11 protein-coding genes are annotated in these 16,340 nt (G+C 36.6%); all 11 read left to right on the forward strand.

Going from position 1 to position 16,340, the window contains the following annotated elements:
- Positions 1-51 precede the first annotated feature (51 nt).
- The 11 genes from WMO62_RS00820 (at position 52) to WMO62_RS00870 (ending at position 16,338) form a co-directional block, all read left to right on the forward strand.
- Entirely contained in the window at positions 52-1,098 is a 1,047-nt protein-coding gene (locus WMO62_RS00820; protein ID WP_349143479.1) for a Fic family protein, read from the forward strand.
- A gap of 13 nt (positions 1,099-1,111) precedes the next feature.
- Entirely contained in the window at positions 1,112-2,107 is a 996-nt protein-coding gene (locus WMO62_RS00825) for a helix-turn-helix transcriptional regulator (protein WP_349143480.1), read from the forward strand.
- Between the two features lie 122 nt (positions 2,108-2,229).
- Positions 2,230-3,117: a hypothetical protein gene (locus WMO62_RS00830; protein WP_349143481.1), complete on the forward strand. Its 888-nt coding sequence runs from the start codon at positions 2,230-2,232 to the stop codon at positions 3,115-3,117.
- Between the two features lie 245 nt (positions 3,118-3,362).
- The gene (locus tag WMO62_RS00835; protein ID WP_349143482.1) at positions 3,363-4,118 is read left to right on the forward strand and encodes a metallophosphoesterase family protein; all 756 of its coding nucleotides are present in this window, start codon (positions 3,363-3,365) and stop codon (positions 4,116-4,118) included.
- A 108-nt stretch (positions 4,119-4,226) separates the two neighbouring features.
- Complete coding sequence (locus tag WMO62_RS00840; RefSeq protein WP_349143483.1) at positions 4,227-4,772, forward strand: GNAT family N-acetyltransferase; 546 nt, start codon at positions 4,227-4,229, stop codon at positions 4,770-4,772.
- Positions 4,773-4,920: 148 nt separating this feature from the next.
- Positions 4,921-5,082 (forward strand): hypothetical protein, encoded by a 162-nt coding sequence (locus tag WMO62_RS00845; RefSeq protein WP_349143484.1) that lies wholly within the window; start codon positions 4,921-4,923, stop codon positions 5,080-5,082.
- A 179-nt stretch (positions 5,083-5,261) separates the two neighbouring features.
- Positions 5,262-6,530 (forward strand): DNA cytosine methyltransferase, encoded by a 1,269-nt coding sequence (locus WMO62_RS00850; RefSeq protein ID WP_349143485.1) that lies wholly within the window; start codon positions 5,262-5,264, stop codon positions 6,528-6,530.
- The gene (locus WMO62_RS00855) at positions 6,523-8,559 is read left to right on the forward strand and encodes an AIPR family protein (RefSeq protein WP_349143486.1); all 2,037 of its coding nucleotides are present in this window, start codon (positions 6,523-6,525) and stop codon (positions 8,557-8,559) included. The genes WMO62_RS00850 and WMO62_RS00855 overlap by 8 nt, the downstream gene beginning before the upstream one ends.
- A gap of 15 nt (positions 8,560-8,574) precedes the next feature.
- Positions 8,575-11,160, forward strand: a complete 2,586-nt coding sequence (locus WMO62_RS00860) for a DrmE family protein (RefSeq protein WP_349143487.1) — start codon at positions 8,575-8,577, stop codon at positions 11,158-11,160.
- Between the two features lie 8 nt (positions 11,161-11,168).
- Positions 11,169-12,911, forward strand: a complete 1,743-nt coding sequence (locus WMO62_RS00865) for an AAA domain-containing protein (RefSeq protein WP_349143488.1) — start codon at positions 11,169-11,171, stop codon at positions 12,909-12,911.
- The gene (locus tag WMO62_RS00870) at positions 12,904-16,338 is read left to right on the forward strand and encodes a helicase-related protein (RefSeq protein WP_349143489.1); all 3,435 of its coding nucleotides are present in this window, start codon (positions 12,904-12,906) and stop codon (positions 16,336-16,338) included. Before WMO62_RS00865 ends, WMO62_RS00870 begins: the two co-directional genes overlap by 8 nt.
- Positions 16,339-16,340 lie beyond the last annotated feature (2 nt).

Here is a 16,340-nt window from a genome sequence, read left to right on the forward strand (position 1 = left end):
CTTTCCCTTAAAATTTGATATAATATAAGGGAAAGAATGGAGGTTAAGGGAATGAGAACTTTTAACTACTCAGCTATCAGAGATCAGAAATGGGATTCTGAGATCCTGGGGCTGATTGCTGCAATTTATAAAGAAGTCGGCAAACAGGAACTCTATCTGAAACAGCGACCGGAAGAACTGGAGAAGCTGGTTGAGATTGCGAAGATTCAGAGTACAGAGGCATCCAATGCAATCGAAGGAATTGTCACGACAAGTACACGAATCAGACAACTGGTTGAGGAGAAGACCACTCCCAAGAACAGAGATGAGCAGGAGATCGCAGGATATCGAGATGTGCTTTCTATCATTCATGAAAGCTTTGATGTGATTCCGCTGACAAGAAATTATATCCTGCAGCTTCATAAGATCATGTATAGTCACATGAACAATCCGATGGCAGGACAGACAAAGAACGTACAGAATTATATCAGCGTCACCTATCCGGACGGTCATACCGAAACTCTTTTTACACCCCTTGCGCCATTTGAAACACCGGAAGCACTGGATCGAATCTGTGAGGAGTATAATAGAGTTATTGGAAACATGGAACTGGAGCCTTTAATTGCAATTCCAGTTTTCATCCATGATTTTCTGTGTATTCATCCTTTCAACGATGGAAATGGCAGAATGAGTCGCTTGCTGACTACATTGCTTTTGTATCGTTCTGGATTCTATGTTGGTAAATATATTTCTCTGGAAGCAAAGATTGCGAAAAATAAGGATTTGTATTATGAAGCTTTGAATCGTGCACAGCATGGCTGGCATGAAGGAACCGAGGATGTTGTTCCGTTTATCAAATATCTGCTGGGTACTATTCTGGCTGCATATAAAGACTTCGGAGACAGATTTGCAATCGTGGAGGAAAAACTTCCCGCTATTGATATAGTTCGTAAAGCAACCTTGAATAAAATCGGTCGTTTCACGAAGCAGGATATTAGGGAACTATGTCCTTCTCTTAGTATGAGCTCTGTAGAAGGCGCATTGAGAAAAATGGTTGCAGCCGGTGAATTAAAGCGTGAAGGGGTCGGAAAATCTACATGCTATATTCGTTTGAAATAGTGGAGGCGTAACGATGGCCAGAGGAACGAACCAGAAATTGAAATTATATTATCTTGTACAGATCATGCTGGCGAAGACGGATGAGGAACACAGCCTTACCATGCCGCAGATCATACAGGAGCTGGGAAAATATGATATTACGGCGGAAAGAAAAAGTATTTATCTGGATTTTGATGATATGACAGATAAGCTGGGGATCGAAATCGTCAAGGAGCAGAGGGGAAGAGAGACCTATTATCATGTGGCTTCCAGAGAGTTTGAACTGGCAGAAGTAAAGCTTCTGATCGACGCGATCCAGTCATCAAAGTTCATCACAGAGAAGAAATCTTCTGCGCTGATCAGGAAAATCAAGAAATTTGTCAGTGAATATCAGGCAAAGCAATTGCAGCGTCAGGTATTTGTACAGGGCAGAATCAAAACCATGAATGAGACTATATATTATGGTGTCGATGATATTCACCGGGCAATCTCTGAGAACCGGAAGATCCGATTCAAGTATTATCAGTGGAATATTAAGAAAGAGTTGGTTCCGAGACATAATGGAGACTGGATCACAGTAAGCCCCTGGGCACTTACATGGGATGATGAAAATTATTATCTTGTGGCATATGACGGTGCAAGCGGAAAATGCAAGCACTACCGGGTGGACAAGATGATGAAGATTGAAATGCTGGAAGAAAAGCGGGAAGGAAAAGAAATTATTGACCAGTTTGATATGGCAGCATATGCAAAGGCTACCTTCGGAATGTATCAGGGAAATAAAGAAAAGGTGCAGATCCAGTTTCCGAACCGCATGTGCGGCGTATTTATCGACCGCTTTGGCAAAGACATTATCTTTCATCCAACAGATGAGGAACACAGCGTATTCAGTGTGGATGTAAACGTCAGTCCCCAGTTCTTCGGGTGGATATTTGGCCTTGGAAAAGAAGTAAAAGTGATCGGACCGGAATCTGTGGTGGAGCAGATGAGAAAAACGGCAGAAGAGTTTATGGAAAATTATGAAATATAGCTGAAAGGCAGAAATCGGGAAAATGGACGGTTTCTGCTTTTTTGCTATCCTTTTTAATGGACAGCTTGTGCAATAAAATGAAATTAAATAAGGGGCAGTCTACTGCAGAGAAGGAGGTACCTATGATTGTACAGATGAGTCGGAAGTCTGATATTTATCACAGACCAGGATGTCCATATATTTCCAGAATCCATGAATCATATATAGAAGCATTTGATATGGACGATCATAAAATCACACATTTTCAGCCATGTAAATATTGTTGTAACATGAAAACCATGTACAGAAAAATACAGCCGAATCTGCCGGAGATTTTTGGGATATTCAACTATCAGACAGAATATAACGGACAGTATATAAAGGTACATACAGATTCTTACGACTGGAGAATTCTATTAAAGGCATCAGAGCAAAATATGCGATTGCTGCGCGAAGTACATGAAAATAATGGCGATGATTTGAAACTTATAAAATGTGATGTTATGAAGAAGGAGAAGAATCTTCAGACAGTTATAAAATATATTGTAAATCAGGAAAAACTCAGTGCTTATCCAGAACCCTTCCGCAATCAGGTTATGCAGATCAAAGAATTTGCAGCCAGACATTATATGGAAATTGCATATGATGAGTCAGCTTTATATATTCTGACAGATATGGCAGCCTGGAAGATTGTGTATAGACCACGTAGAGACTGGTTTCAGCTGTTCCATGCACCATTTCAGGGACAGAAACTGACGATGGAGCAGGCGAAGATGGCATATTATCATTTGCAAATGGATGTGCCGTGGGAGCAATCGCCGTATAAGCATATTAAATATATTTACAGACACGATGAAGCAAAGAAGATAGAAAAAGAGGACTACAGAAATCTTCCACAGAAAACCAAACGCGAAAAACATTATTATCAGCAGGCAAAAAGGCGGGAACAACGGAAAAGCACAAGAAGAGTCATGAATATATTTGAACAATTGGAAAGAAAAGAAGATATTAAACAGTATTCCTTTTGGTGAGAAAAGTTGTGAAATGCAAAAGGGTCGGCTGCGTGTCGACCTTTTATATTTACGTTGCTGCACTAAATTGATATAATAAATTCAAATAGGAGTGATCGTCACCCATAAAAAAATCGGCAAAGGCGTGGTCGTGCAAATGGATGAGACAAAAGTGAAGATTGCATTTGAAAAAGAGACCAAGGTGTTTGTGATAAGAGTGCTGGCGGCAAGTGGAATGGTGGAGGTGTAGAAAAGAGGTGATATGAGTGATCTATGTAACGGGCGACTGCCATCAGAATTTCCGAAAATTTAATACAAAAATATTTCCAGAACAGAAAGAGATGACAAAGGAAGACTATGTGATCATATGTGGAGATTTCGGCGGTGTCTGGAATAAAGAAGTGGAAAATAAGGAAGAAAAGCACTTGCTGGACTGGCTGGAAGAAAAGCCATTTACCACTCTGTTCGTGGATGGAAATCATGAAAATTTTGACCGGCTTTACAGCTATCCGGTGGAACTGTGGTACGGGGGCAAGGTGCATAAGATCCGTCCGTCAGTCATACATCTGATGAGGGGACAGATATACGAAATTGATGGAAAAAGCTTTTTCACATTCGGAGGGGCAAGCAGTCATGACATAGAGAGTGGCATATTAGACCCGGAAGATCCGGATTTTAAAGAAAAAAAGAAATGGTTGGATCGGGAATGGCGCTCATATCGTGTTAATCATATCACCTGGTGGGCACAGGAACTTCCGTCAGAAGAAGAGATGCAGGAAGGACGCACGAATCTGGCAGCCCATGACAATCAAATAGACTTTATCGTAACCCATTGTTGTGCAACCAGCACGCAGATGCTGATAGACGCGCAGAAATTGAAGCCGGATATCGAAACAGATTATCTGGAGGAAATCAAGCAAACGATACAGTTCAAAAAATGGTTTTTCGGTCATTACCATGACAATCGGAATGTCAGTAAGAAAGAAATACTGATATATGAGCAATTTGTGAGAATTGGGTAATGGAAAAATTTGATGTGAAGGAGTATTTGAAAAATATTTAGTGATAAATTAATGATTCCTGCATCTGGAAAAGTATTTGCAGAAAATGAAAAAGTCCGATTATGTGTGGTGAAAGAAAGTGAAAAGCAGGATTACATAGCTCTTTCTTATACATACAGTTGTATGAAGTCCGCATTTAAAGATGAAGAATTTATAGAAGATCTGTGGAATGGATTTCTAAATGGGAAATCCTTCACCTGTACTGTGTATGACCAGAAGACTGGAGATTATGTAGGATATTGTGCAATAAAAGACCCTGAAAAACCAGATTGGGAACTTGCAATAGAGTTAAAACCTGAATGGTGTCATAAAAGATACGGGACAGAAGTGGTGTCTTTATTCCTGAAAAGGCTTGCAAAAGTCACTGAAAAACGATTCTTCCGAGCAAGAGTGGCAACGGATAATTACGCCTCTCAGGCTCTTATGAAAAAACTGGGAGCCAGTCCAAACGGAGTCAGCCAGCTCCTGCTCAGAGGAGAAACTCTTGAAGAGTTCCGACGGGAAAATCAGGACATGATTGATGATAGATTCAGGAAGCTCGCAGATGAATTCGGAGTAAAGCCGGAAGAAATGCTGGGGAATGTTTTGGAATATCGGTTGGATGTGAAGGAATAGTTGGATATAAAGAGGCAGAAGCTACGATAGTAATGTGGTTTCTGTTTCTTTATGTTTACGCTGTCGACTTAAATTGGTATAATAAATACATATAACAAAATGCGTGAAAATACAATAAAAAGTTACAATTTACAGGGATCAGAAGCGTATGAATAATAAAACTTTGGACTACTATAATCAAAATGCAAAGGAATTTTTCGCGGGCACGGTAGCAGTTGACTTCAACGAAATTCAAGACAGATTTATAGAAAAATTATCAGGGAAAAATGTGTTGGATTTTGGTTGTGGAGTAGGTGGAGGATATGGTTGAGTATAGGGTGAAGGGGGTACTACCAGAGAAGATATTGAGAGCCAGCTCTTTTGACTACTTGTTGCAATTATTTTATGAATACTATTGGAGAGGAAATATAAAAATGATATTAAATTACTATATTAGTGGTATTATGGAAAAAATTAATGATTCAAAAAAAGTAAAGGAGCGTTCCAAACATGCCACTGACATACATTGATATTTTTGCAGGTGCGGGAGGACTATCGGAAGGATTTGTTAAAAATGGTCATATTCCAGTTGCTCATGTTGAGATGAAGAGAGAGGCATGTCTTACGTTGAAAACAAGAACTTGCTATTATTATCTTCGAGAGAACAATAGATTGGATGAATATAATCAGTACTTAAGAAATGAAATAACAAGGGAAGATTTATACAATCGAGTTCCGCATGAAATACTTGATACAGTTATTCAGGAAACTATGCATGAAGAAGGAATGGAAGCATTATTTAATAGAATTGATACGTTAATGACGATTCAGAATATTTCTAATATAGATGTTCTGGTTGGAGGACCTCCATGCCAAGCATATTCACTTGTTGGACGTGCCAGAAGTGAGAATAATATGGAAGGAGATGCAAGAAATTTTTTATACCAATTATACGCAGATGTATTAGAACATTATCATCCGCGAATGTTTGTGTTTGAAAATGTTCTTGGATTAATAAGTGCAAATAATGGTTCCTATCTGGCTGATATGACGGAGCGTTTTAATCAAGCTGGCTATGATCTTGATATGAGAGTTCTTAATGCAAGCAATTATGGAGTTCTCCAGAATAGAAGAAGAGTTATATTGATTGGAAAACTGCATGAAGAAGGTGTTCAGTTTGAATATCCGATAATACCAGAGGTGGGGGAAATATTTAATAGATATGTAGTAAATGATTTGTTTTCTGATTTGCCACCTCTGGAGCCAGGCGGACAGAATAATCATTATGCAAGAAATGCAACAGAATACTTAATTGAATCTGGAATAAGGAATGAGAATGATATTTTGACTTGGCATGAAGTCAGACCGACAAGAGAACAAGATAGAGAAATTTATAGGCATGCAATTAGAGCGTGGTATCAAAATGACCAACGTAGAAGGCTGAGATATACAGATCTTCCAGAAGAGTTATGCACTCATCAAAATAGAACAGCTTTTTTAGATAGATTTAAGGTTGTTGCCGGAAATATTCATACTTCTCAGACAATGGTTGCACATATCTCAAAGGATGGTCATTATTTCATTTACCCTAGTTTGGAACAGGCACGTTCGTTATCTGTTAGAGAGGCAGCTAGAATACAGTCGTTTCCGGATAATTATTACTTCGAGGGTGGAAGAACTGCAGCGTTACTTCAAATTGGAAATGCTGTTCCGCCACTTATGGCCAGTGCAATTGCAAATGCAGTGGAAGATATGTTAGAGGGAGAAAAAAATGGCTAATAAAACAATGGATCAGTTTTATACAAATTTTCTTGAGGAAATACAAATATCAGTGGATGCTGATTTAAGCGGTTGGAATATTGAAGATTTTTTTACGTCAATTATGCTTGAATACCTGGAAGAGGCTGGGGAAGCGAATGATTATGTTATGTGTCCCTTCAGAGGATATGGACTTCAATTAAATGCCTATTCATTATCCGAGGATTATGAAAAGCTGACAATATATGTAAGTATTTATGCCAATAATGATAGACCGAAGGCTATAGGACAATCCGATATTGATGCCGCAATTAAAAGAGCTATTCAATTATATCAAAAAGCAGTGAATGACCTATATACTTCTTTTCAAAAAGATAACGATACATATGAATTTGCAATATCATTGCATAATCATAAAAATGAAATAAAAACAGTTCGGATTTGTGCGCTGACGAATGGTTTAGTTAAGCCAATTGATTTTAAAAATATACATATTGGTGACGCTGAAGTATCTTTTTCGATTTGGGATATAGATAGACTTTACAGATGTGTTATGTCTGGAAAGATGAGAGAAACTATAGAGATTAATTTTCAAGAAAAATTTAACATGACAATACCTTGTATTGAAAATGCAACTAGTGATAAATATCGTGTATATCTTGCGATTATAAGTGGTGAACTTCTTGCGGAACTATATGATGAATTTCGAGATCGTCTTTTGGAAAAGAATGTAAGATCATTCCTCCAAGTTAAAGGTGCCGTTAATAAAGGGATACGTGATACATTAAGAGATGAGCCAGATATGTTTTTGGCGTATAATAATGGTATTTCTGTTACTGCAGAAAGTGTTGAAATTGTGCGAGATGAAAATGGAAAGCCGTCAATCAAAAGTATTCGTGATATGCAGATTGTTAACGGAGGACAGACTACAGCTTCAATTTACAATGCTCATAAAGATAAAAAAGTTAATGCAGATTTAAGCAAAGTATTTGTCCAAATGAAAATCTCAGTTATTACTTCGTCAGAGGATCTGGATGAGATAGTTCCAAGAATTTCAGCGTTTGCAAATACACAGAATAAAGTTCAGATAGCAGATTTTTCTGCGAATGATCCTTATCATCGTAGAATTGAAGAATTGTCGAGAACTATTTGGACTCCTGCTCAAGGTGGCTCATTACCTCAAAACTGGTTTTACGAGAGAGCTCGTGGACAGTATGCAGATATGCTTGCACGTGAATCTACTACTTTACGTAGAAAGAAATATAAAGAGCAACATCCTTTATTCACAAAGACTGATCTTGCAAAATATGAAAATACTTGGGAGCAGCTTCCTTTTTATGTCAGTGAGGGGGCTCAAAAAAACTTTCGTAGGTTTACCATTGGCGTAAGTCAGAAAAAAGGGAAACTTCCAGATGAGCAATATTATCATAACTTGATAGCAAAGGCTATTATGTTCCGTCGTACAGAAAAGTTAGTATCGCAACAACAATATGGGGGCTATAGAGCCAATATTGTAACATATACACTTGCTTTTCTGTCGTATAAAACGGCTCAGAGAATTGATTTGGAAAGAATCTGGAAGACTCAAGCGTTAACAGAGGCATTAGAAAAAGAAATTGTAGAAGTTTCGAAATTTATCCAGCAAGCAATTGTTAATCCTCCAGGTGGTGCTAATGTTGGAGAATGGTGCAAAAAGGAAAAATGCTGGAAGGAAATCAGAGAGCATAAATATGAAATCAGTACGGAACTTGCTGCTGAATTAATTCCTGTGGAAAGAGCAAAGAAAGAGCAGAATGTTGATAGTTCAATTGAAGTGACTGAAAACGATCAAGTGATTATTGATGAAGTGTTTTCAATCCCTGCAACAACGTGGTTTGAATTATCAAGATGGGCAAAAGAAACGCAAAATTTTGCTCCATGGCAAAGAAGTATTGCGTTTTCTGTAGGAACATTAATAGGAAGAGGAAAGAAACCGAGTATAAAACAGTCAATACAGGCACTTAAAGTTTACAATGGAGCATTAGAGAAAGGTTTTAATCCGGGGAAATAATAGCTGGAGGTTATTATGATAGCATGGAACGATTATTTGGAAAAATTAATATCTGAGCCTGATGAAATGGATGAGATAACGCTGTCATTTGATGGTGGAAGTACCAATATATCGATTCCAGCTATTATTAAAAGTAGTATTTTGATGTTGGATAAAATGCTTCAGCATCAAGGAAAAAAACATATTCTGGTATTTCCTGAACGAGAGCAAACAACGTTGATTTTTTCGGTGGTAAGAGCAATTCATAATATTAAAACGGGAAAGATTGGAAAGAAATATTCTGTTGGGGATTTTATTCCTGGAGATAAATTAAAGCTAGGTAATGCAGTAGTAGAATTTTTGGGGATTTTCGAATCGCAAGGTAAAAAATATATACATATTCATGTATCAGATACAGGAATGCATTCATTTCCAATTGCAACAGCCCCGATTTTTCAAAAAACAGATACGAAGAGACCATTAAGTAGTTGGAAAAAGTTCTGTGAGGAAAGAAAAGTTTTAGAAAAAAGAAATCAGGTTATTTCTGAATCAGGATCATATCTTAGTAAGTTGATACAGTATAAAACACATATGTCAGCATCTGTATATTATGTTAGTGCTGTAAAGAATGTTAAAGAAAAGTTAGCAGATATGAGATTCTGCAAAGAAAAATTAAGTCATTATATTTTATTGGGACAAGCCAACTATGAAGGGGAAATTATAAATTTAGGAACTGGTCAAATGGCGGGTGTTCCGGCAGTTGTATTCGCTCCAGATTTATATGCAGTAAGTGCAGCTATTGAAAATAAAAATCCTATAGAATCGCTTATAATAGATATTTCTAATATAAATTTGATTTTGACACAGCTTGATGCTTTGGATGATATTCTTACAATAGGTGTACCTGTTATATTTGTTACAGATACATCAAATTCTCTTGATTTAGGAGAATTATTAAGAAGAAAGTTCGATATATGGAGATGGGATAAAGAATGTATTACAGAGAATTTATATTCGGACTGTACGACAGGTGTTGAAATAGCTATTGAACATTGTGCAAAGCAAAATGTGCATTATGTTAAAATCAATGGAAATGAAATGACCGAATCTGCTGGAATTTTGGCTAAGTATCGCAGAAAAACTCAGGAACAATCAGTTCAAATAATGGATATGTATGGAAAGTTAAGTAATATTTCTTTTAGCATTTTGCGCGAAACAGTTCCGATTTCAGACATGGAGATGCAGACTACTTGTCACATTTTGAGTGAGTGCCAGGATTTACTTAATCATGAGAAAAATTATATTTCTTCTGAAGAGTATGTGGATTATTGTAAAGTTATTGATAACTACAGAAGGATATTTTCTTACGGCTATACACTAAATAAACAGAAAGCATTAAGCGATACAATTAGAGAAAATAAAGGTAAAAGAATTTGCCTTGTAATTTCAGAAAATGGAAATAAAGGCAAAACGGAAACATATTGGGAGAAGGAAATTAAAGATCAAAATACAAAATTGGAAGTGTTGTATCCGTCTGAGTATTATGCTGCATCGAATGAAAAGTATGATGTGACAATTATTGTTGGTTGGTTAAGAAGGGCAATTATGCGAAAGGTAATTTTTAGTTATCGTACGACTTCATATATTGTTCTTTTGTATGATTATGAAAACAGATGGAAAAACCATGATGCACAGAATTGGAAAATTGCATTGAAAATATCCGACAATAAAACAATAATTGAAAAATCTTTGGGCTCTGCAGATATTGCTTTATCTTCAATGAAATATATAAGTGAAAAGGATGAGATAGTTCCAACTGAAGAAATTGCGACTGAAGATGAGCAGGAAGAGATTGACACTATTCTAAGAGAAAATAAGTTTCGAAGATATGTGAAATCTGGGCAGAAATCAGGTAATGAGATTGTTGATGCTGTGCCAGTAAACTTTGTCGGAGGATATATTGCATTTTATCAGATGGGACATGAAGTGGTTTCTGCAACGAATATAATTATGCAGGAATCTGAAAAAATTGATACTGTAACACCGGATAAGCTTAGAAATGGAGATTTTATTATTGTAAGAGAAACAGACAAAGATATTATCCGTGAAATGGCAGATTTAATTCTAAAAAATAATGGTAAAAGCGCTTCAAGAGAACTTGCACGAAAATGGAAAGAAGTAATAGAAATAGAATTACTTTTTACAACACCAAAGCAATTTTATGAAAATCTTGTTGCAGCTGGTTTTTCTAAGGGGTATCCAACAGTAAAGAGATGGATTGAAAATGACAATGTAATTGCACCAGGCCAAATAGAAGATCTTGAGTATATAGCCAAAGTAACTCAGAATCAAGTGTTGTCAGAATTAATGGAGGAAATATTTGAAGCCGCGACAATTGTGAGAGCAGCACATATTCAAGCTGGTAGAATGTTATCAGATATGTTAAAAGTTAAGCTGGCAAAAGAATTGAAACGATATGGGAAAATTGATCCGTTTAATTTTTGGGAACCTATTGAAATAAATGTAGATGATATTGGAACAGCCAAAATATTAAAAATTATAGATGTTGGTTCTATTGTCCCGGTTGATTCATCTGATACAAATCGATTAATTGAGGAATGAGGTGACATATGGCAATAATGATTCCATCGGCGATTTCACCAGACGTGAAAAGCAATGCGGAAAGACATATTTTTGAGTGGTTTGAAAATGCAAAAGGAACAGAGGATTGGATAGTTTTGCATTCGCTTGGTATTGTAAATCACAATAAATATATACATGGAGAGGTGGATTTCTTTGTAATGGTTCCGATGCTTGGACTTTTTGCACTTGAAGTCAAGGGTGGAAGAGTGAAGCGGACAAATGGAATTTGGGCATTTACAGACAAGTATGGGCATTCAGATATGCGAGTTAAAGGACCGTTTGATCAAGCTTGGGACGGTATATACAGTATTCGTCAGAGCCTTTCAAATAAATTGGATACAGCACATAAACATCTTGAAAAGATATTTTTTGGCATAGGAGTAATGTTCCCGGATGTTGCTTATGCTTCAGTTGGTATTGATGAAGAGCAATGGCAGGTTTTTGATTGCAATGATGGACGAAATGTTCGTGCTTTTGTAGAACGTATAGCAGAAGGATCTATTAAAGGATGGAATGTACAATATGGTGATGTCACACTAAAAAATCGACCTACCGTAGAGGATGTTAGATATTTAGCATCCATTCTCAGAGGCGATTTTGATATGGCATTATCTCTTAGAGTTCAATATAATTATATTGAAGATAAAATAATTAGTTTTACGGCTAATCAATATAAATGTATCGACCAACTGGAAGATAATCCGAGATGCTTGATTAAAGGATCAGCCGGAACCGGGAAAACATTGTTAGCAATTGAAACTGTTAAAAAATATGCTTCACGAGGTGAGAAAGTAGCATTATTTTGCTATAACAATCTTTTGGCGAGATGGTTGCAACAATATTTCGAGAAACAAGTAGAGGATTTACGACCAATATATGTGGGAACTTTTCATGGATATTTGATGAAGGTAGCCCAACAAAAGAACACGATGGTAAAATCACCTGACTCAGCGGAACAAATAAAATTGTTCTTTGAATATGAACTTCCAGCAATGGTTTCAGATACCCTTAAATTGCAGGGTGGCATATTTGATCGCATAGTTATTGATGAGGCACAGGATTTGATGACCGAAGAATATTTGAAGTGCATTGATTCTATGCTGAGGAAGGGAATATCTCGAGGGAAATGGATATTTTTTGGAGATTTTAATAAACAGGCAATATATGCTCATGATATGATAGAAACAAATTATATCGATATGCTGGACAAACGTACATCCTATATCAGATATAAACTAACAACAAACTGTCGAAACACTCAATACATATGTGATCAGATAAAAGTAGTCACAGGTTTTGATAAGGATGTTCAATACGAAAGTATGGTACAAGGGACACCAGTTGAATATAGGATATATAAATCCAAAGACGATGAATTAAAAGAGTTACTAACAATTTTGAAGGAATTATCGCACAATAAAGTCGAGAGCGGACGGATTACAATACTATCACCATATAAAAGAGAAAAATCAGTGGTTAGCATGCTAAGTGGAGTTAAAGTGGAAAATTATACAATACCTGCACCTGAAGAGATAACATTTAATACTATCCAAGGGTTTAAGGGATTGGAAAATACGGTAATTATATTAACGGATATTGAGTCATATGAGGATATAAAATTAGCGTATGTTGCATTTAGTAGAGCGAGATCTGGTTTATATGTATTACATTCCAAAGTTGCACATGATGAATATAATCAGATATGCATTCGGAGGTTTTTAAATGGCTGACACAAGAAGAAATCAATTGAAAACATTTGTGGAACGTGAATTTATAGGTCCAGACCCGATTGACTGGGAAGGTACAAAACAAGCAAATGGCGAAGAAATTCTTAGTGCTGATGCACCAAGCACGAGGTATATTGCGGGAATTCTGTTTCCAAGAATGGTATCAGAGGATTCGGCACCAGAATCGGCACAGGAAGAAATTGAACAACTAGAGCTATCAGAGGCAGAAAAGATAATTGATACTGCGACAGAAGATTTGCCTCAGAATGCGGGAAGAAAAGTAGAATATTTGGAAGACGCAGAAGAATTGATAAATAGGTCGAATGCGTATCGACAATCTGCAATGAGTCTGACAGTCGGCATTACAAAAAATGATAATATTAGAATTTGTGTATCTGCCGGTACTTATAAAAAAATGTCTGCTACTGATTCAAAAACAGGTAAAAAGGTATATCGATATTCAAGAACGGCTATTAATTGGGATAATAATAAAGAAATCATTGAATTACCATCTGTCGCGGATGGGATAAGGCAGATAAAAGTTGGACACACAATGCTTCAAATGGATATTACATACAGATATAAAAAAGGCGATTTTTCAATTTATACATTTACATTGGAAAACACAAATAAGGGACCGGATACTTTTAATGATGAGCAATGTTTTTTTCAAGTTAAATTCCATCTTGAATCAGAATTGGGATTTGAACCTCTTCCAGATAGTCAAAGAATAAATGTAAACGATGAAGATTATCAATCCAACCAACTTTTATATAGAGATATACGTAATTATGCGATAGGTCATGGTTGTGCAGCCGATTGGGAGGATTCTGAAAATGGAGTACATTGGATTGAGACCGCAGTATTTCCGGCGTATGAAGTAAAACCTATTGTTCCAAGTGTTATTGAAGGTGTAACACTTGAGATGCTTAACTATAGTCCCAAAGGTGACTTTCAGAACAATATTCAGGAACTTCAGTTAATGTGCGATCGATATGAAGATTGGATTCAGGAATTAAAGTCAGAAAAGGAAAAATTGGATTTGCGATATACATTGACTGCGGCAAGACATATTTCAAATTGTGAAAAATGTCTTGCTAGAATGCGCAATGGAATAAATATTCTTCAAACCGATGAAAAAGTAAGAATTGCATTTCAATATATGAATTTGGCAATGTTAATGCAGCAACTTCATTATAATCTTCCATTACAAAGATGGGAAGATGACGGGCACGATGGAATTATATTACTCAATCCAATTAATAGACTTCCAGATCCGTATGATGATTCAACTTGGTATGATAAGGATCATAAGGTATATGGAAAATGGCGTCCTTTCCAGCTGGCATTTGTTCTTATGAATTTAGAATCAATGTCCAATCGCCGTAGCTCTGAAAGGGACATAGTAGATCTTATCTGGTTTCCTACAGGAGGCGGAAAGACAGAAGCGTATCTTGGATTATCTGCATATACAATTTTTATAAGAAAATTATTAAATCGTGATGATGCAGGAACTGCTATTCTTATGAGATATACTTTGCGATTGCTTACTGCTCAGCAGTATGAAAGAGCATCTTCTATGATTTGTGCTTGTGAAGAAATTAGAAAGGTCCATACAGATTTGTTTGGAGACAATACGATTTCAATTGGGCTTTGGGTTGGGACTACAACTACTCCTAATACGATGAAGTCAGCGGTAAAAGCATATGAAGATCTTTACAATAAAAAAAGTGATAAAAATCCTTTTGTAATCTTGAAATGTCCATGGTGTGGTGCTCAAATGGGATCAGTAAAGATGAAAAATGGCGATCGTCGTTTGCCGGGCTATGCTAAGAAAATAGGGAAAAATAGGAAGAAAACATTTAGATTTGTATGTAGTAATGTATCCAATGATTGTGCTTTCTCATCAGAGAAAAGTCCATTGCCATTACATGTGATAGATGATGTCATTTATGAAATAAAACCTACGCTTTTATTAGGAACAGTAGATAAATTTGCAATGCTTCCATTTCTACCAGCGGCACAGGGATTGTTTGGTTATTATGATGGGGAAAAAATAACATCTCCGGATTTGATTATTCAGGATGAATTACATTTGATTTCTGGTCCTTTGGGATCTATGGTTGGGCATTATGAAACATTAATTCATGAGTTGTGTAGGCAGAGAACAACCGATGGTGAAATCCACCCCAAAATCATTGCATCAACAGCAACTATCAGTAGGGCAAAGGAACAATGCCATGCGTTATATGGATGTGGAAAAGATAATGTGTTCCAGTTTCCACCGGCAGGACTTAGCGCAGGAAATTCTTTCTTTGCTAAAGAAGATAAGAATCAGAATGGCAGATTATATGTAGGTATTCTGGCTACAGGATCTTCTTCTGATGCAACAACAGCAATTCGATTATATTCATCATTGCTTTATGGTGCTAAAGAGTTGCAAGTTGAGAAAGAATCTGATAGAGACCCATATTGGACTAATATGGGATATTACAATAGTATTAGAGAGTTAGGACAGGCAAGAACCTGGATAAGAGCAGATATTGATCAACATTTGGATGTTATTTACAAACGTCGATTCTATGACAAAATTTATGAAAGGGAAGAGTATAGAAAGAGAAGAAGATATATATGGAGAGATGAAGAGTTAACCAGCAGAATTTCGGGAGATAAAGTGACTGCTAGTTTGTCAAATTTGAATATTAAATATAATGGTAATGAAAAATCTGTAGATGGAGAAAATCCAATTGATATATGTCTGGCAACAAATATGATTTCCGTTGGACTTGATGTGTCCAGATTGGGATTGATGACTGTTTCAGGGCAACCAAAAACGACATCCGAATATATTCAGGCAACAAGCCGAGTAGGTCGAAATGCTAAGGATGCACCAGGAATTGTATTTACGCTGTACAGACCTGGAAGGCCTAGAGATAAGTCTCATTATGAGCACTTTAAAGAATATCATTCAAGATTGTACTGTAGTGTGGAGCCAACAAGTGTTACTCCTTTTGCAGCACCTGTACGTGAACGAGCATTACATGCAATAATGCTAGGTATTATAAGGTTAGAAAATACTGTTGCTTACAATAATGCAAGACCAATCATCCCTGATCAACAAATGCTTGACTATGTGGAAAACATAATCAGAAACCGTATTGAAGATATTGATTCTGATGAAGTGGATGCTGCATTAGACAGAATGAAATGGGTGATTGCGCATTGGGAAGATTATAAACCGGACTGTTGGACACCTAAATATAATCTGGATAAATCATATACAAATGATGTTCCGCTGATGTATCCGGCAGGAAGTCACAAAAATGGACATTGGGGAAAAGCCGGAATTGAGACACCAACTTCTATGAGAAGTGTTGATTCAATTTGCGAAGCAGAACTTTCATCAAGATATGAGGCTAGGGAGGTTTAACT

This window comes from Hominiventricola aquisgranensis, assembly GCF_040096225.1.
Lineage (GTDB): Bacteria > Bacillota > Clostridia > Lachnospirales > Lachnospiraceae > Hominiventricola > Hominiventricola aquisgranensis.